Genomic DNA, 17,812 nt, shown 5'->3' with positions numbered 1-17,812 from the left:
GCTGTTCCAGTAGTCCGACGACCGACGGCATTCGAGACCCCCCGGGGAGTGAAGACGTGACAGGCCACTACTCCCACGGACCTACCGCACCTATCGACGACCAGCGGAAACCTGTCGATCACGCACGGAAAGACAACAGCTTCTCAGGAAGCGGGCCAGGCGCTCGCCGCGGACGGTCTCGCCGCGGACGGTCTCGCCGCGGACGGTCTCGCCGCGGACGGTCTCGCCGTGGGCGGTCTCGCCGTGGGCGGTCTCGCCGCAGGTACGGGAGCCGAAGACTGCGTCGATGCCACGTCCATTCGCCCAAGAGACCCACGCCGGGTCCCCCACGGCCCAGATGGTGGTCTCAAGGCTGCTGGAGGTGGAGCGCGGCCCGGCGCATCGTGTCCTCGTCCTGCTGGAACCGATCATCGGTCCTGACACCGCCTCAGTGGCCGCGATGGGCCCGAAGGGCTCAGTGAAGGCAGAGGCAGAACGGATGGCCGGCCGGATCCGCGTAAACCCGCCAATTGGCCCCCGGGCGGAGCTGGTCCGTCCGCTCCAGCACGGTCGCGCCGAGGGCGAGCGCCCGCTTCTCCTCCCCGTCGAGGTCGTCCACGTCGAAATCCAGGTGGAGTTGCTGCGGGCGCTGTTGACCGGGCCATTCGGGCGGTCGGTAGCCGTCCACCCGCTGGCAGGCCAGTGGCGTCCCTTCGAACCCGTGCACCTCGACCCAGTCGCGATCCTCCGGGTCCGCGACCACCCGGCCGCCGAGCAAATCCGCGTAGAACTCCGCGAGCCGTACCGGATCGGCGCAGTCCAGCGCGACCGCCTGCAGCTTTCGAATCACTTGCGACACCCCTCGCTCTTCGGCCGCTCCCGCGACGCCCCCGTACCCCAGGGGTGGTACCCGCCACCGCGGCGGGCATGCGCGGCGGTGCGCCGGACCGCCGCCGGGCTTCACCCGGAAGGGAGGTGGCAGCGGGGCTTTCAGTAGCGTCCACACAGGCTGCCGGGTTTCATCTGGACGAGTCGATTGCCGGACTCGACACGCAACTGGAATTGGGGCCGTTGCCGGTCACTGCCGGGCCCCTCCCGTCTTCGTGGCGGGAACAGCCGCCATCCCCGCGAACTTCCCGCCCGGGCCATCACGCCGTGGGGAAGGGGACGGGTCTGACATCGATCTCGTGCATGCGCTTGGCGTAGTCGCGGTAGCGGCGGCGGGCTTCGCCGTGCCTGCCCGCCGCGGAGAGCGCGGCGATCAGTCCGAGGTGGGCCGACTCGTCGTAGCCGTCCTCGCCGATCAGGCGCAGGTACCAGCCGGCTGCCGCGTCGCAGCGGTCCAGCCGGAGGCAGCGCCGGGCGAGGGTACGGACGACGTCGCGGTGCAGTTCGGCGAAGGCCGCGCGCGGGCGGTCGCTCCACTCCCCGGTGAGCTCACCGTCGTCGCCGAAAGCGCCGGTGTACATACCGACGACCACTTCCAGACGCGCCACCACGTCGACGGCGGCCGCCGTGTCCCGGCTGCCCCCGACCGCAGCGTCCGCCGCGATGGCCGCACGGGCCGCGTCGTGGAACCGGACCGTGTCGAGGACGACATGGTCCGTGTTGACCCGCACCGTGGAGGAGTCGGTGACCAGAAAGCGGTTGGCCGGGTGCCGCCGCGCCGGGTCGAGGACCGCGCGCACCGTCGAAATCAGCACCGACAGCCGGCGGTTGGCCACCTCCTGAGGCGTCTGCGGCCACAACAGGGCGGCGAGCGCGGTCCGGGTGACCGGCCTTCCCATCTGACCCGCCAGCACCTTGACCAGCTCACGGGCCTTGCGTGACTGCCATCCGGCCGGGGGCACGGGCGTTCCGGAGAGCAGTACCGCCAAATGGCCCAGGGTCTGCACGGTGACCTCGGGGACCGGTGGCGGACCGATCGCCGCCAGTGGCCCTGCGATGTGCCAGACGTCGTCGCACACCCCGAGCCGGTGCAGCCGCTGCCAGGCGACGTCCTCGGACAGCCGGTCGCCGGCCTGGCGCGCCCGCAGCAGCATGTTGGTGGCCAGTGCGATCTCGTTGCCCGTGTCGGTCCAGATGGCGGCCGCCTCCACCAGCCCGGCGGCACGGCGTGCAGCAGGGCGCCCCGGCACCGCGGCCGCATCACCCCGGTGTGCGGCGAGCGCGGCGAGTTCCATCGCCTCGGCCAGCCCGGCGGGGTCGCGGCGGCGGCCGGCCTCCGAGCGGACGTCTGCGGCGTACCGGGCGGCGGAGGCAGTGTCTCCGCCGCACAACGCGACCCAGCCGGCGGCCAGCTCGCCGGTGACCGGCCCGGCGGCGCTCGGACGCGTGAGGGACAACTCCGCGTACCGCGCCGCCTCGGCCGGATCGTCGGCGTAGCAGGTGCGCGCCAGCCCAGCCCACGCCTGAGCCACGACCTGGGCGTTGCCGTCCGGCTCGGCCATCGTCAGGGCCTCGCGGTAGGCCGCCGTGGCCTGCCAGGAGGAGCCCCGGGCCAGGTGCACCCGGGCGATCATCAGCAGTCCGAACGCGGCCAGCGGGGAGCCCTCCCGCTGCCACAGGGTGAGCGCACGGCCGGCATCGGCACGGGCGGCGTTGAGATCGCTGAGTCCCAGCCAGGCCTCGGCGCGGTTGTGCAGGGCCAGTGCGAGCAGCGTCTGCTGGGGGGCGCCCTCACCGAGGCGGATCGCCTCGGTGAGGGCGCCGACCGCCTCGCGCAGACGCCCCTCCTCGACCAGGCGGGAGCCGACGTTGGAGCGGATCCGCAGTTGCAGGCCCAGGTCCCCGGCCCGCTCCGCCGCCGCGAAGGCCATGGCGTAGGCGTGTTCGTTGGCGGCGCGGTCGCCCTCGCTGAAGGCTGCCAGCGCCTGGGCGAGGTAGGCCGCAGCCAGCGCGGCGTCGTCGCGGCTCTGCTCGGCGGCCCGCACCGCCTCGTCGGCGAGGCTCCGCGCCAGCGTCCGGTCACCACGGGCCCAGCGCGCTGCCGACCGGCCGGCCAGCAGCTGTGCCTGGTCCGCGCCGGTGTCCCCGGCATCCGCGGCCGCGCGTTCGTACAGCGACTCGGCGCCCTCGAACTCGCCCCGCTGGTGGAGTACCCGGCCGAGCCGCCAGGCCAGTGCGGCAGGCAGCGCCGCGTCCGCCGGGAGCGTTGCGACATGCCGCAGCGCCTCGTGGTATTGCCCCTGTCGCAGCGCCGACTCCGCCAGTCGTGCGACGGTATCGGGGGCGCGCACCCGGTCAGCGCCCGCAGCCCCTCCCGCGCTGGTGGTCACCGCGTCAGGATACTCATGACGAAGCCGGACGGGCCGGGTGGTTTCGGGAAGTCAGGGACTCACCCTGGGCGGGTTTCTGGCGTTGGTCCCCGGCGAGGTGTCCGGCGGGCTCGGAGAACCCGGACCTCGCCGGGGTTCTGCGGAGCGTCGATCCGGTACTCGGCGGTGTTGTCGCAGCGTCCCTCCCGAGGCCGGTGATCCGGCATTCGCGCGCTCGGAACAGCCGTTCGGGACGGCGTGCCGCATGCTGCCGTAGTTGGCGCAGGCGCGCCCGTGGTCGGCGGCGCCGCCGCCCGGGAAGGCCACCGCGCGTGGGCCGGATGCCGGCCCACAGGCTCCGAGAGCCGGGCCGCCGGGTCCGGGGCGGCCAGCGCCCGGGCGGGCGCCGCGACGAGGGCATCGAGTGTCTGCCGCCCGTGCGCGGCGCATCCCCTCACCGATTCCATGAGGTTGGGGACCCGGGGATCGTGGGCGCCTGGGGACGGGACGGGTGCGCACCGCGAAGGACGGTCAGATCCGGGTGGCCACCTTTCGGGCCAGCTCTTCCAGCGGTGTGCGGTTCTCCGCCGGGTCGTTGAGGCGCACCAGGCGGATCGACACCCACAGGTCGGACCCGCGGAGAAAGACCGCCTCGTCCTCGGCGTACGCCTCGTCGCCGACGCCTGCCAACGGCCTCAGCGTGTGTCCGAGGTCGCGTTCTATGTCGAGGTACTTCTTCGCACCGTCGCCGACGAAGATCTCCACCTGGGCCGTCGGCCCGGTGACGGGGCCGGTGTAGGTGCAGGTCTCCCGTACCGGTTTCGCGGGGTCGAGCGCCGTACCGGCCAGTTTCTCGGCCTCCTGCTTGGTCACCAGGGCGCAGGGGTCGACGGCCGCTCCGTTCGGCGGCGGCGCCTCGGTGCTCTTCTCCGGAGTCCGGGTCGCCTGCGCCGGCTCAGCCGGCGAGGGGGCGGCGGCTGAGGACTGCCCGTGGCCGGCGCACCCGGACAGCCCGAGCACGGCGAGCACGGCCAGGGGTACCAGTGGCGAAAGCCGGCGGCTGCGGCTGCGGTTGCGGTTCATCGGGTCCTCGCTGTCTGCCTTGGTGTCGGTGTCAGGTCTTGCACAGCGGTACGTCCGGCAGCGTCTGCTGTCTGTGGACGAAAGGTGTCAGACTCTCCTGCTGCAACTCGAACTTCATCGTGGGCAGGAGCTTCTTGAGGGCCTTCATCGCCACGGCGGAGACCGAGACCCCCACGCCCCCGCCGACTTTGCCGTCCAGCGTGGCTCCGACACAGCGGGTCAGGGGGGCGCCGAGGGCCGAGCCGTTGGTCACCCCGAAGTCCATGACGAGTTTGGCGTAGGGACCGGCGAAGGCGGCGGGGACACCGACCCCGAACTGGACCTTGAACTCGACGGCTGTGGCGATGCCGCTGACTCCGACGGAGATGCCGGTGATCGAGTCCATGATGCTTTTGATCATCGATAGCTTCGGGGTGACGATCGAGCCGTTGACCATGCCGATGGCACCGTCGAGTCCCCACTCACCATCGGCGGTCACCGTGGTGTTGTTGCCGCCGAGCGCGGTGGCGACGCTGAACTTCCAGCTGATGCTGAAGGCGAAGGGTGTCCCCGCGATCGGCAGGGTCATCTGGACCGGTACCTCGGCCCGGATCTTCGAATTGTCGACGACACCGTTGGCCGCACCGGCGGCGATACTGATCGCGACGCTTTTGATCCCCTCGACGGCGAACGTGGCCCCATCGGCGACCCGACCGCCGGAGATCGGTACATCGGAACGGATGTGCAGCTTCTCCGTCTTCAACGAGAAGTCGACGAAGACCTTGAGCCCGGCCGCGGCCTTGTGATCGAACCTCAGGCCGAACGCCCCAGGACTGCGGTACGGCTGAGCCTTCCATTCCCCCAGATCCGCTGTCACGCTGCTCGATCTGGCCGGCGGCAGCGTGCCCCCGGCCGCCGCGGCGAGCCGGACCGGTCCACGTGCGACGACCGTGCCGACACGTCCCGGATGTGCGGCGCGCACCGACGCCAGTCCGGTCGTCCGCGCCGTCGTCGTCACGTCCCGCGCGGCATCCTTCGCCACGCCCCTCCCGGCCTCCGTCGAAACGTCCGTCGGGGCATCCGCAGGCACGGTCACCGCCCCGGGCAGGTCCGGGATCTCCAGGTAGTGGAGCGCGCTGTCGTCGATGTCCTGGTCGAGGGTGAGGTGGGCGTCGCGGAAGACCTCGGTGAACTCCACCGGGCCCAGGGTGGCCACGACGTCTCCGTGCACCCGGCGCACCTGCTGCACCCGCCCCACCGCGCGGCTGGTGACGTACAGGACCTTTCCGGGCCGAACGTCCTGGGCGCCGCGGGCTTTTCCGTCAATGGTCCAGGTCAGACCGTCACTGGAGGCCGACCGGATCGCTCGGGGTCCGCCCTCGACGATCACGACGTCGGGCTGGTAGGTGACCGACGGATCACGGACCGGCCCCGTCCCGTAGGTGAGCACGGCCTCGGACGTGTCGGCCGGACCGGAGCCCTCGTGCACACGCCCGGGTGCGCCACCGCATGCCGCCGTGGTGGCCAGGAGGAGCGCGATCGCGAGCGCTGCGGTCCGCCTCCCCGGGCACGCCGCACGCACGGCCCACCCCCGGCGCGGAGCCGCAACCTCCCGTGACACGACCGACAACAGCCGGATGGTTCTCATGCCCTGAATCCGTTCGTCATGGCCGACGCGCGCGGCGCCGTGTCCCCCGCGGACCATCATCGACTGGCGTGTTCGCGCCATGTTCACGAATCCTTCGGGCCACTGGTCGCTCCGTCGCCCCCATGGCCGGCCGCGGCTGCCGGGCAACGGCGGCAGTCGACCGACGGCCTCGTGAAGTGCTCCGCCACCGGCCGCGTCGCGCAGGCGCACGACCACGCGGACGTGCGGGTTCCGGCACGTCCGGACGAGGTCGGTCCCGGGAACGGTCCGCGCGGTACGACAGCACTTCCGCTCGCGCCCGGCCCTCCTGCCGGATGCGTTGCTCGCCGCGGTGGCTGTCGCGGGCCGAGACCTCGCGCTGCAGGCAGGCGACGAGGTGTTCGAGGTGGCTCCAGGACTCGGCCTGGGCGCGTTCGGCGAGACGCTCGGCGGCGTCGAGCAGGGCAGGGGCCTTCATTGCGCGGGCGAGGAATGCCAGGTCAGCTGTGGTCTGCCGGGTGGTGCGGGTCGCCGGGCCACTGGTGGCGGTCGTGGTGGCGGGCATCAGGTGTCCTCCTTCGCGGCGCCACCCTCGATGAGGGTGAAGAGGCGGTCGTAGGAGCCGAGCCGGCGCTGTTCGACCTCGACGCCCAGGTCGCCGGGGGCGAGGACGGCCAGGCCTCGGGCCCGGGCATGTGACGCGCGCTGACGGATCGCCTGGCCGCGCAGGATCTCGGCCGCGGCGGCGTGCTCGGGGTCGGTGATGGTCTGATGGCGGGCCCAGCAGCGGCTGTGGTGAGCGACGGTCTCGCCCGCGCGGGTGGTGGCGATGACTTCCTCGGTGTCCGCGCGGACGGTGATCTGCTGGCCGATGGCGCGGGGGTGGACGGAGTAGTCGCAAGTGTCGACGCGGATGTAGTGGTCGCGGCCCAGGCGGGTGTGCAGGGGCCACCAGTTCGGTGGGGCGACCGGCGGCAGGGCAAGCATCGCCGCCTTGTCGGTGTCCCAGCGCTCGAGAGGCCGGCAGCCGATCGTGCGATGGTGCCTGCGGTTGGCGACTTGCAGCCATCCGGTCAGCTGCGTGTTGAAGTCGCCTGGTCCCGCGAACGTGCGGCCGGGCAGGAAGCTGGTCTCCAGATAGCCGTCCGCCCGTTCCACCAGGCCTTTCGCTTCCGGGTCGCGTGGCCGGCACAGATGGATCCGGATCGCGAGCAGGCCCGCGAACGCCGCGAACTCCGACGTCAGTTTTCCCTGGCCCACCCCGCTCTCGTTATCCCAGACCAGCACCTTCGGGACGGCCTGCCAGCCGCTGAGCAGTCGCCAGTGCCCGTCGATCAGGTCGGCGGTGGTCCGCGAGGGCAGCATCCGGGCCGTGATCATCCTGGAGTAGCCCGACACCATGACCAGGACCGGAGGCCGACCCGTCTGCCCGTAGCCGAGTGGGATGTCCGCCGGCGGGAACCACAGATCGCACTGGGCGAGCTCACCGGGCGAGTAGACCGTGCGCGAGACCGGGTCGACTGGCAGATAGGCCGGCCGCAGCTCGCGTACCCGCTCCTTGAGGATGGTCAGGCCGCGGTCCCACCCGATCCGCTCGGCGATCACCGTGGCCGGCAGCGTCGGAGTCCGCTTCAACAGCTCGCGGATGGCCGGCTCGACCACGTCCACGGCAGAGCCCTTCACCGGGCGCTGGTAGACCCGCGGCCGGTCCGAGGCCAGGGCCCGCAGGACAGTGCCCCTCGAGATCCCCAACTGCCGGGCCACTGCCCGGGCCGACAGGCCCTCGGCCCGGTGCAGCCGACGGATCTCAGCCTTTGGAAAGGCGGTCACGTCGTGCGCGGTGGGGAACGGACAACCGGGCGGGCGTGCTGCGTAGTGATGCTTGCGGCGTCGACGGCCCTTGTGACCGGATGCGGCGACGGCCGAGGTGATCCGCCCGGTCGCCCGGCTGCCGGGCCTGCGATCAGGAGTTGCGTGACCTCTTCCGGAGGTCTCGTGGCCGGCCTGAACGGCGACGGCATCGCCGACCGTGTCTCTCCACCCTCCCTCACCGGCGCCGATCTGACCATCGTCTTCGGAACCAAGGACGGGCAGCGAGAAACTCAGGTGGGGCCCCGGGACCTCGTCGGGGATCGCGGCAAGTCCGCACAGGATGTCCTGGCCGTCGTCGCCGATTTCGACCAGGACGGTTGGAACGACCTCTTCGTCGCCGCCACCAACGCGTTCCAGGGCGACGACCCCTTGGACCCGGACGTCTCCGAACTGCGCCTCGGGCCCTTCTCGGCACGCGGACGCGGACAAAGCGATCACTACGTCGAGTTGTCCGAGCCGCGCGCCGTCGCCGACTACGACCACGACCGCTACCCGGACCTCGCGTCCTACGGTCACGCGGGCGACGGCGTCTACGCGACGACGGCCCGTCTCGGCAGCGAGAAGGGCCTCGACCGGGAGTCCGACGCCACCAACAGACAGTACACAAGGGATGCCGACCAGACCGACCGGCGAGTGCCCGGCTCCATGCCCAAGGCCGACTTGACGGCGTTCTACCCGACCTGCGACGGGGCCTAGGGTGTCAGAGCCACTCCTCTGCCCCCTGCCACCATGAGCAAGCGAGACACCCGTGGTCGCGATCAGCGGACGAAGTCGGGGGTTGTCGTGTCGGTGAGCCTCGGGTCGGGACTGCCGCCGGCCATGGCGAGGGCGCCTCTGACTATCCGGACGAGCTTGAGCAGGCCGCTCGGCCTGCGCCTGTTCACGCCCGCGACCAGTTGCTTGAGAACGGTCAGCTGATCAAAGTAGATCCGCTCGGTCACGAGGTTCTCGTTCTCGTCGAAGATGAAGTACGCGTTCATACGCGTGCGATGAGTGGCGCCCGTCGGCGGGATCTTGCCCAGCGGGCCGAGATGTGTGCCGAGGAGCCAGAACTCCACGATGACGGCGTCGACGCTGTGACGGAACGCGATGATCTCGTGACGTTGGTCAGGGAAGGCGACGCGCGTGTCGTCGTAGTACGCACGCACCTCGGTGTCCCCGTCGTGAACCTGCATCGAAGCAATGAGTTCGTAGTGGGGGTGCGGAAAAGTGGACAAGGTGGCGCCCCAGTCCTGTGCGACCTCGTCACGGAAGTGGTCAAGGACAAGCTTCTCCCTGGCCCGAAGCACGGACTCATCGGGAAGTACGAACCGGTTCATGGTGGATACCCTTTGCCTCGTTTTGCCGGAACGTGACGTCCTGCAACGATCACGGCTCAAGTCTCCGTGCCCCGCCGACGTGAATTCCCCCGAATCTGACGGGGGCTCGAAAAACCCGCGAGCGCCGGCAGCGCCCCTCTGTCATTCTGCTTGCCATGTCCGCACGGAACCGAAGACTGCCCCGGCAGCGTGCCTGGCCCCTGACCAGCACCGATATCAACGACTGCCTCGGCCCTTACATGAGCCGCGTCAAGAACCTGCGTTTCCTCACCGGGCATGGCAGCGGGACCATCGTCCTTGGAGCGGCATGGGTCGCGCCGAGCCCCCACAACTACGGCCGCAGCATCCACCCCGACATGGTCGGCTTCCGCATAGACGTCCACCCGGTCGATGCCACAGAGCGTGCTCCCACCCGCGCTCTGCTACGAGCGCAGGCCCTCCCGCAGCTCCACGAATGGATAACGCAGGCAATCGCTGCCTCCGAGATCTGGCAGTTGACCGACCACCAGCACTACTGGCGACTCACCGACGGCCACCTCACGCACCGCGACGAAGCGTGAACCGGGCCCGGACAACGACGCACACCCCCTACGTCAGCGAGGCCACACCCACGCGGGATCGCGTGTTGTGGTGTCACGTGAGTGAGCCCAGGGGCCGTCGATCGAAGTCTGCGATGATCGCGCGGTGAGTGATGCGAGGGTGCTGGCCGCGGAAGCTGTCGAGTCGCATGTCCGGGCGTTCTTCGAGGGGCACGCCGTGGAGGTCGTCGACTACGATCTCGGGCCCGGACGGCGAGAGATGGTGCCTGCTCTGCGAGTTCTCGTTGTGGCACCTGGCCCCCGCGGCGACAGCTGGGCCTACGTGACCGCCGGGTGCTGGGATGCGATGGAGAAGGACGGTGATGGACTTGAGTTCGTCATGACCGCCCAGGCCCGCGACCAGCGGTTCATCGAGCTCATGGCAATGATCGCCTACTACCACTGCGGAGGGCATCAGCTCGATGTCGAGCACAGCATGCCTATCGGTGAACCGTGGGTGCCGAGCTCGACCTGCGACCACCTGCTGATCAGCCTGCCCTATCTCCACGGACCCGGCCTGGAACACTGTCCGGTTCCCGGGGGCCACGCCCGGATCCTGTGGACCCTGCCTGTGACGACCGCCGAGATCGAGTTCCGCAGGCATCACGGACACGAGGCGTTGGAGCGGCTCTTCGACGAGGCCGAAATCATTCCCACCGATCCCTTCCGGACATCGGTCGCCTGAGTGTCCGCTCTCCGGTAGCTGCAACTCCCGTACGTGGCAGACCCATTGACGCTCCCCCTCCCCTTCACTACCTTCCGAGAGCGCTCTCACCATTCATCTACGGCATGCCCCAGCCACTCCGCCACCTGTACTGCTGCGAAGCGACGTCCGCAGGTCCACGGTGAGGGCAGGGGCGTCGCATTGACGAGGAGGCCCCATGACTCCCGTACGAAGGTCACGAAGGGCGAGGTTTCTCACCGTCGGGCAGTCGGCCGCCGCGGTAGTCCTCGCGCTTCTCGCAGGGCTCGCCCCGCAGTCGGCGTCCGCCGCCGGCGCCGCCGCCAGCGCGACCATCTGCAACAAGTACTGCGACGCCCGTGACCCAGCCCTCTCCCCCGGCGACCGCGTTCCCGTCACCGCGGCCATCTACGGACGGTCGATCGCCCTCCACCTCGACGACGCCGACGCGATGGGGTGGGCGTCCATCGACAACGGCAACCCGGGTGACGAGGTCTGGCTCGACCGGTCCTTCGACGGCGGCCGCTCCTGGGGTTCCGGCAGCAAGCTCGGTGACACCACCGTTCCTTCAGGGCAACGGGGTTGGCGCACGCTCATGTACAACGTCGACGACTGGAACAATCGCGGCGTCGGCGCGCTGCGCGCCTGCGGCAAGGCCGGTGACCGCGCCGAGATCGCCTGCACCCCGTGGGCGCGTGTCACGTGGAACGCCGGCGACCGGCGGACCGCGGCGGCCACCGGTCTGATGACCTTCTACAACAACTCGACCGGCCTGTTCGACACCACCGGTTGGTGGAACTCCGCGAACGCGCTGACCGCCGTCATCGACAACATCCGCGTGTCGGGGATGGGAAGTTACTCGTACGCGATCTCCCGCACGTACGACCTGAACGTGAACACGCGAAACGGGCAGTTCCGCAACGAGTACATCGACGACACCGGCTGGTGGGGGCTCGCGTGGATCGCCGCGTACGACCTGACCGGTGACAGCCGCTACCTGAACACCGCCCGCGCCGACGCCGACCACATGGCCGCCTACTGGGACGGCACCTGCGGCGGCGGAGTGTGGTGGAGTACGGCGAAGACATACAAGAACGCCATCGCCAACTCCCTCTACGTCCAGCTCAGCGCCGCCCTGCACAACCGCATCCCGGGTGACACCGCGTACCTCGACCGGGCCCGTGCCGGCTGGTCCTGGTTCCAGGGCACCGGCATGGTCAACAGCTCGAACCTGGTCAACGACGGCATCGACCCGTCCACCTGCCGCAACAACGGCCAGGCCGTGTGGTCGTACAACCAGGGCGTGCTGCTCGGTGCACTCACCGAGCTGAACCGGGCGACGGGCGACGGGGCACTGCTCACCCGCGCCCGGCAGATCGCCGACGCCGCGACCACGGCCTCCTCCCTGCACACCGCCGACGGAATCCTGCGAGACCCGTGCGAGAGCGGGGACTGCGGCGGCGACGGGCCGTCCTTCAAGGGCGCTCACGTGCGTGGCCTGGGCAAACTCAACGCAGCGCTGCCGGACCATCCGTACACCGCCTATCTGCAACGCCAGATGGACCGTGCCCGCACGAGCGACCGGAACGCCCTCGACCAGTACGGGCTGCGCTGGTCGGGACCCGTCGACAAGGTGGACGCGGCACGTCAGCAGAGCGCCCTCGACCTGCTCAACGCGGCACCGTGAAGCGATGCCGGAACCTGGACGCGTTCGCGCCCGAGTCGACGTCGAGGCTGAGGATGAGGATGGCTAGGGGAACGGGACCATGAGGACTTTCCAACGTCTGTACACCGCCGTTGTCTTCGCCGTGTCCGCGGTCCTGACGGCCGCGGTCTCACTGACCTCCATCGGGCCGGCCCAGGCGAGCCAGACGGCGCTGCGTGCGGCGGACCCGAGTGTGATCCGTGTCGGAAGCACCTACATCTCCGTGCAGTCGACCGGCGCAGGCATCGCCGTCCGGCAGGCCGCGTCGACGGACGCGCTCGCATCGGCGCCCGCCCAGCGGGTCTGGTCGGACACCCGTGGCCGCGGTGAGGTCTGGGCTCCGGAGCTGGTGACGGACGGTGGCCGCTACTACATCTACTTCACGGCCGGTGTCGGAGCGAACCACCGCATGTTCGTCATCAGCTCCGCCTCTCCGAGCAGCGGGTACACGGCCGAGACGCAGCTTTCCCTGCCGGACGACAAATGGGCGATCGACGGGACCATGTTCACCTTCTCCGGGCAGCGCTGGTTCGTCTGGTCGGGATGGGCCGGCGACACCAATGTCGAGCAGAACCTCTACATCGCCCGGATGAGCAATCCCACCACGCCGACCGGTGCGCGGTACATCATCTCGCAGCCGAGGGAGAGCTGGGAGCGGGTGGTCGGCAACCCCTTCATCAACGAGGGTCCGGAAGCCATCAAGGACCCCAACGGCCAGTTGCACATCGTGTATTCGGCCAACGGCAGTTGGAGCGACCAGTACTGCCTGGCCGACCTGCGGCTGCGGTCCGGCGGTGACCCCACGTACGTGTGGGACTGGTACAAGTCGAACGGCTGCCTGTTCGGCTCCAACGCGGCGACAATGATGCGCGGCTGGGACCCCACCCTCTACGTCAACGGTCCAGGACACCACAGTTTCGTCCTGCTCAACGGCGACATCGCCACCAGCCCGCCCGCGGGCCCGACGTTCCCCTTGATGTTCCACGCGGTTGCGAAGGGAACGCCGTACTCGTGGGAGAACCGCTACTGGTACACGGGCAGCTTCTGCTGGTGGGGCGGGGTCACCTACAGCCGGGCCAACGTCCCCGGGCCGAACACCGACACCGGATGGGGCCTGAAGTTCTTCGAGTAACCCTGGGCAACCTCGAATTCAACTGTTTCCGGTTGGAAGAACCCAAGCATCTTCTGGTCGGCGTCCGGCAACGTCAGGAGTTCCTGGATGCGTGCGGACTGCCGACCGGCGGCGCTGGTGCGCGCGAACATCTCGCGTTCGTATTCCTTGACGGCGGTGGGAAAGTCGTCCGGGTGCGCGGCCAGCGCGAGGCCGAGCAGGGCGCCGTCGAGCAGCGCCATGTTGGCGCCCTGTCCCACTGGCGGCATCAGGTGCGCGGCGTCGCCGAGGAGCGTGACGTCCGGCCTCGACGGCCAGGTCAGGCCGACCGGAAGGGTGGTGATCGACCGTGGCAGGACCGTGTCGTCGCAGGCTGCGATCAACGCGGTGAACCGTGAGTCCCAGCCGGTGAACAGCTCAATCAGCCGCGCCCGGGCGGCGGCTGGGTCGCCGAAGGGGATCCCACCGGTCGCGAACCAGTTCTCGGCGGTGTTGTAGAAGCTGAGGTAGACGCGCACGCGGCCGTCGCCGTTGCGCTGCGCCGACAGGGATTGTCCGTCGCCGAGCACCCAGTAGTTGCCGCGCCCGACCATCGCCGCGAGGTCGGGGTGGGTGCGGTCGACGTCGGGAATACCGAGCTCGACGACGTTTTGCCCGGTGTGCGTCGGCCTGGCGTCGGTGAGCAGCGGCCGGACCCGGGAGTCCGCGCCGTCGGCCCCGACCAGCAGGTCATAGGTCGAGCTGCTGCCGTCGGCGAAGTGCAACAGGCCATTGCCGGCGGATTCGAAGGCGTGGCCCCAGCGCACCGTGTGTTCGGGGAGAGAGTCCAGCAGCAGGTTGCGCAGATCGGCGCGGTCGACCTCGGGTCGATCGAGCGGGGCGTCGTCGGGCGTGTCCTCCTGGAGCAGCAGGGTGCCGTCCGGCTGGAGCAGGCGCAGGTCCTGGCCTGCACGACGGGCAATCGCGTGGAACTGGTCGATCAGGCCGGCCTCGCGCATCGCTCGCTGCCCGGTCCCGGAGTGCAGATCGAGCATGCCCCCCTGGCCGCGGGCGCTGCGCGAGGATTCACGTTCGTACACGACGGCGTCGACGCCGTTCACGTGCAGCACACGGGCAAGGGCCAGGCCGCCCAAGCCGGCTCCGACGATGGTGATGGTCATGGTTGCCTCGGTTTCGTCGTGTTGACTCTTCGCGGGACATCAACCTGTGGTGCGCCGGCCTACGGGCGCCTCGCCGGGGCCACTCCCCCGCCGGGCCCGTGGCCTCGGCTGAGACTTCCACCCGCGGCGTGACCGATTCCCGGTGCGCCGGGCGGACGCTGGTCATCCGGGTCACCGGCGGAGCCGGGGCGCGAGCACCGTGCGTACGGCGTTGGCCACCTTGCTCTCGTTGCTTTCGTTGCTCTCGGCGGATCCGTCCTCTTCCTCGGGTTCCGGTTCGAGCACACGCTGGATCTGGAGCAACAGCTGGTTGGTCGACCGCCACAGCGGGACGAACATGCCGGCGACCGGCCCGACGCCCCGGATCGGCCCCTCGGACAGCTCGGTGACCTGCTTGGCGATGGTGACCGTTGACGGGTCCCGGAGGATCACGTGCACCTCGTCGTGGACGAGCCGGATTTCCATCCTGCGCGCGGCTGTTTCCTCCGGGTTCGCGTCCGTGGTCGTCTCCGGATCCAGTTCGTCGATCTTGGCGGCGACCGCGTCCGGGTCGACCCCGAGCTCGCGCAGCACCTTGGCCGCCATGCTGTTCTCCGTCCGCAGCATCGCCTCCAGCAGGTGATGACTGCCGACCGGCGCGCCACCGGCCAGCGCGCTGGCGGTGGAGACGGTGTCCTCGGTGGCAGGTGTGCCGGCCGGCCATGGACCGGCCATGACATCCTGCGGTCCCTCCAGCGCTGCCAGCACCGCGGTGCGGATCTTGCTGATCGGGTCGATCCGCTCGGCGAGCACCTTCGCGCCGACGCCCTCACCTTCCCTGACGAGGGCGAGCAGGATGTGTTCCGTACCGATGTGGTTGTGGTGCAGTTGCTGCGCCTCGCGCAGGGCGAGGTCCAGCGTCTTCTTCGCGCTCGACGCGAAGGGGATATGGCCCTTCAGCTCCCGCGTGCCGGGCTTGGCCACCGCGGCGATATCGGCCTGCGCCGTCTCCTTGTCGTAGCCGAGCTGATGCAGAACTCTCGCCGCCGTGCTGTCCGGTGCGTCGAGCAGTCCCAACAGGATGTGCTCCGTGCCGATGTGGTTGTGCTTGAGCTGCCTCGCCTCCTCCTGAGCCGTGACGACCACCTTGCGGGCTTTCACCGTGAACCTTTCAAATGACATGCTTCCATGCTCTCAACCCTGTCAATACACTGCTATTGATAGGGTTACGGTGTTGAAGGGAGGGTGTGATGGAGACACCGTCGGACTGGGAGGACCGGCTCGCGCGCTGGCAGAGCGAGCTGGAGTTGTTCGAGCGACTGGACGAGACACCCTGGGTCACGCTGGCCAAGGCAGAAGCCGAGACGGGCGTTTCCCGCTCGGCCCTGCGGTCCTGGTACCGCAACGGCGAGATCCGGTCCCGGCTGGTGGACGGCCCCAACGGGCCGCAGCGCCTGGTCCAGTTGGACGCGGTGATCGAACGTGCCGCCGCGTCACCACGCATTCAGCGCAGGGCGGAGCGAGAAGTCAGCCTGGAAGCCCAAGTCACCTTGCTTCGACACCGGGTCGACCAGCTTGAGCTGCGGCTGGCCGCGCTGGAACAGAAGTGACCGGCGCGAGCAACACCGTGTGATCCCCAGCCCATTGTGCCGGACCGCTCTCGTCCGTCCTGAAGTCGGTTGCTGAATAGGAGAGTTGACGGAACGGTTGCAGCCCAGTTGGCCGTGCCTTCCGGCCCGCCATCCCCGCGTCGGCCGTCCGACTTCGCCTTGACTGGTTCAGACCAATGCGGTTGAGTGTGCCCCACACCCCCCCACCACGGTCGGCCCCGCGCCCCATCCGGTTCCGACGGAACGCGCACAAGGCTCGCTCCGTCTGCCGGCGCCGGGTACGACCTTTCTCCGTCAAGGAGTTGATTCCGTGTCGAGGCGTCGTATCTCCGCGGTCATGACCGCGCTCGCCCTCTCCGCCGCCGTTCCGGTGCTGGTGCCGACCAGCAGCGCGTCCGCCGCCACCTGTTCGAGCTACCCGAACTGGGCGGCCGGCAGGGCGTACTTCACCGGTGACATCGTCCGCTACACGGACGGCAAGGCGTACATCGCTGAACACGACAACCCGGGCTACGACCCGGTCATCAGCACCTGGTACTGGCAGCCGTACAACTGCGACAGCGGCAGCGGCACGCCTGTCGGCAACTTCGTCGTCTCCGAAGCCCAGTTCAACCAGATGTTCCCGAACCGCAACGGCTTCTACACCTACAGCGGCCTGACCGCCGCGCTCAGCGCCTACCCCGGCTTCGCCAACACCGGCGGCGACGAGACCAAGAAGCAGGAGGCGGCCGCCTTCCTCGCCAACGTCAGCCACGAGACGGGCGGCCTGGTCTACGTCGTCGAGCAGAACACCGCCAACTACCCCCACTACTGCGACTGGAGCCAGCCGTACGGCTGCCCGGCCGGCCAGTCGGCCTACTACGGGCGCGGCCCCATCCAGCTCAGCTGGAACTTCAACTACAAGGCCGCCGGCGACGCGCTCGGCATCGACCTGCTCAACAACCCGTCGCTGGTGCAGACCGACTCCGCCGTGGCGTGGAAGACGGGTCTCTGGTACTGGAACACCCAGTCCGGCCCCGGCAGCATGACCGCGCACAACGCCATGGTCAACGGTGCGGGCTTCGGCCAGACGATCCGTTCCATCAACGGTTCCCTCGAGTGCGACGGAAGGAACCCCGCCCAGGTGCAGAGCCGTGTGACCACGTACCAGCAGTTCACGCAGATTCTGGGCGTGTCGGCGGGCGCCAACCTGTACTGCTGACCCGGTCCCGGTGTGCGTGATTCGTCCCCGGGACCTCGGAACGGGGGCGTCGCGCACCGACACCTGGACAACCGGTTGACGCGATCGGGGGCCGCATCGGCTTCGGCGTGATGCGGCCCCCACCTGTGACACCCCTGTGACGGGAGCTGTGAACTCCATCGCACAGGCACGGTTCTTGTCCTGATGAGATGGACCGCATGGGCCTTCACCTCGACAACTGCGGGACGCACCCCTACTCCGTCGAGAGCTATCCGCTGCTGGAACTGCTGGACGACGACCGCGAGCCCGTCGACGGCGTCGAGATCCTCGACGGCGGTGGCCGGATCACCACCGGCGCCGGGCCCGACGAACAGCCCCGGCCTGTCACGCTCCAGCCCGGGGAGTCGGCCACCGCCGGCCTGGTCTGGCGCAACACCACCGAGTTCGGCACGCCGGTCAACGTGCCCTATGTGCGGGTCCGCGCGAAGGAGGGCGCCGCCCCGGTGACGGTGACCCCGCACCTCGACCTCGGAACCACCGGGAAGCTCGGGGTCAGACCGTGGGAGAAAGCTGAACGCTAGTACGTCAAGGGGCTCCGGGCGTCTGCGCCTTGCCAGGAGCCCCGCGGAACCTTGACTGTATTGGTCCAGTCCAATAGCGTCACCCTCGCACAGAACCCCACATGAAACAA

At 69.5% G+C, this 17,812-nt stretch carries 14 protein-coding genes and 4 pseudogenes; 8 read left to right on the top strand and 10 right to left on the bottom strand.

Annotation, left to right across the window (positions count from 1 at the left end; all coding sequences use genetic code 11):
- Window positions 1–454 precede the first annotated feature (454 nt).
- The 5 genes from ACIP4X_RS33235 to istA form a co-directional block, all read right to left on the bottom strand.
- Window positions 455–829, bottom strand: coding sequence for a VOC family protein (locus tag ACIP4X_RS33235; protein WP_358735481.1), 375 nt, complete (start codon window positions 827–829; stop codon window positions 455–457).
- A gap of 298 nt (window positions 830–1,127) precedes the next feature.
- On the bottom strand, window positions 1,128–3,257 hold the full coding sequence (locus ACIP4X_RS33230) for a BTAD domain-containing putative transcriptional regulator (protein WP_358735483.1): 2,130 nt from the start codon (window positions 3,255–3,257) through the stop codon (window positions 1,128–1,130).
- A gap of 510 nt (window positions 3,258–3,767) precedes the next feature.
- Entirely contained in the window at window positions 3,768–4,319 is a 552-nt protein-coding gene (locus ACIP4X_RS33225) for a hypothetical protein (RefSeq protein ID WP_358735485.1), read from the bottom strand.
- 31 nt (window positions 4,320–4,350) lie between these two features.
- A complete protein-coding gene (locus ACIP4X_RS33220) occupies window positions 4,351–5,787 on the bottom strand; it encodes a hypothetical protein (protein ID WP_358735487.1) in 1,437 nt (478 codons plus the stop codon).
- 702 nt (window positions 5,788–6,489) lie between these two features.
- A complete protein-coding gene (istA, locus tag ACIP4X_RS33215) occupies window positions 6,490–7,755 on the bottom strand; it encodes an IS21 family transposase (protein ID WP_401351979.1) in 1,266 nt (421 codons plus the stop codon).
- Between the two features lie 144 nt (window positions 7,756–7,899).
- Between istA and ACIP4X_RS33210 the strand changes: the two genes are divergently transcribed.
- Window positions 7,900–8,493 (top strand): VCBS repeat-containing protein, encoded by a 594-nt coding sequence (locus ACIP4X_RS33210; RefSeq protein ID WP_358735489.1) that lies wholly within the window; start codon window positions 7,900–7,902, stop codon window positions 8,491–8,493.
- A 62-nt stretch (window positions 8,494–8,555) separates the two neighbouring features.
- Here the strand turns inward: ACIP4X_RS33210 and ACIP4X_RS33205 are convergent, their stop codons facing one another.
- Window positions 8,556–9,116, bottom strand: a complete 561-nt coding sequence (locus ACIP4X_RS33205; protein WP_358735491.1) for an ester cyclase — start codon at window positions 9,114–9,116, stop codon at window positions 8,556–8,558.
- Window positions 9,117–9,271: 155 nt separating this feature from the next.
- On the opposite strand from ACIP4X_RS33205, the gene ACIP4X_RS33200 reads away from it, so the two are divergent.
- The 4 genes from ACIP4X_RS33200 to ACIP4X_RS33185 all read left to right on the top strand — a co-directional run bounded on the left by ACIP4X_RS33200 (window position 9,272) and on the right by ACIP4X_RS33185 (window position 13,213).
- On the top strand, window positions 9,272–9,676 hold the full coding sequence (locus ACIP4X_RS33200; RefSeq protein ID WP_401351976.1) for a hypothetical protein: 405 nt from the start codon (window positions 9,272–9,274) through the stop codon (window positions 9,674–9,676).
- A 139-nt stretch (window positions 9,677–9,815) separates the two neighbouring features.
- Complete coding sequence (locus ACIP4X_RS33195; protein WP_391455802.1) at window positions 9,816–10,379, top strand: suppressor of fused domain protein; 564 nt, start codon at window positions 9,816–9,818, stop codon at window positions 10,377–10,379.
- 196 nt (window positions 10,380–10,575) lie between these two features.
- A complete protein-coding gene (locus ACIP4X_RS33190) occupies window positions 10,576–12,063 on the top strand; it encodes a glycoside hydrolase family 76 protein (RefSeq protein ID WP_358735496.1) in 1,488 nt (495 codons plus the stop codon).
- Window positions 12,064–12,142: 79 nt separating this feature from the next.
- Complete coding sequence (locus ACIP4X_RS33185; protein ID WP_401351973.1) at window positions 12,143–13,213, top strand: glycoside hydrolase family 43 protein; 1,071 nt, start codon at window positions 12,143–12,145, stop codon at window positions 13,211–13,213.
- Here ACIP4X_RS33185 and ACIP4X_RS33180 read toward each other — a convergent pair.
- From ACIP4X_RS33180 to ACIP4X_RS33165, 4 genes and pseudogenes are all read right to left on the bottom strand, one after another.
- The gene (locus ACIP4X_RS33180) at window positions 13,147–14,352 is read right to left on the bottom strand and encodes an FAD-dependent oxidoreductase (RefSeq protein WP_401351970.1); all 1,206 of its coding nucleotides are present in this window, start codon (window positions 14,350–14,352) and stop codon (window positions 13,147–13,149) included. The two genes, ACIP4X_RS33185 and ACIP4X_RS33180, sit on opposite strands and share 67 nt — an antisense overlap.
- 171 nt (window positions 14,353–14,523) lie before the next feature.
- A pseudogene (locus ACIP4X_RS33175) lies at window positions 14,524–14,970 on the bottom strand (Clp protease N-terminal domain-containing protein); the annotation flags it as partial.
- A gap of 167 nt (window positions 14,971–15,137) precedes the next feature.
- Window positions 15,138–15,288: pseudogene (locus ACIP4X_RS33170) on the bottom strand (Clp protease N-terminal domain-containing protein); the annotation flags it as partial.
- 62 nt (window positions 15,289–15,350) lie between these two features.
- Window positions 15,351–15,513, bottom strand: a pseudogene (locus tag ACIP4X_RS33165) (Clp protease N-terminal domain-containing protein); the annotation flags it as partial.
- Between the two features lie 68 nt (window positions 15,514–15,581).
- On the opposite strand from ACIP4X_RS33165, the gene ACIP4X_RS33160 reads away from it, so the two are divergent.
- The 3 genes and pseudogenes from ACIP4X_RS33160 to ACIP4X_RS33150 all read left to right on the top strand — a co-directional run.
- Window positions 15,582–15,941, top strand: a complete 360-nt coding sequence (locus tag ACIP4X_RS33160) for an excisionase (protein ID WP_391455795.1) — start codon at window positions 15,582–15,584, stop codon at window positions 15,939–15,941.
- A gap of 310 nt (window positions 15,942–16,251) precedes the next feature.
- A complete protein-coding gene (locus ACIP4X_RS33155) occupies window positions 16,252–17,142 on the top strand; it encodes a glycoside hydrolase family 19 protein (protein WP_391455793.1) in 891 nt (296 codons plus the stop codon).
- A gap of 197 nt (window positions 17,143–17,339) precedes the next feature.
- Window positions 17,340–17,702 (top strand): annotated as a pseudogene (locus tag ACIP4X_RS33150) (DUF4232 domain-containing protein); the annotation flags it as partial.
- Between the last annotated feature and the right edge of the window lie 110 nt (window positions 17,703–17,812).

Origin of the sequence: Streptomyces sp. NPDC088817 (assembly GCF_044750345.1) — a bacterium.
Classification (GTDB): domain Bacteria; phylum Actinomycetota; class Actinomycetes; order Streptomycetales; family Streptomycetaceae; genus Streptomyces.
Note: the sequence above shows the minus strand (reverse complement) of the source record. Positions and strands in the feature narration are given on the sequence as shown.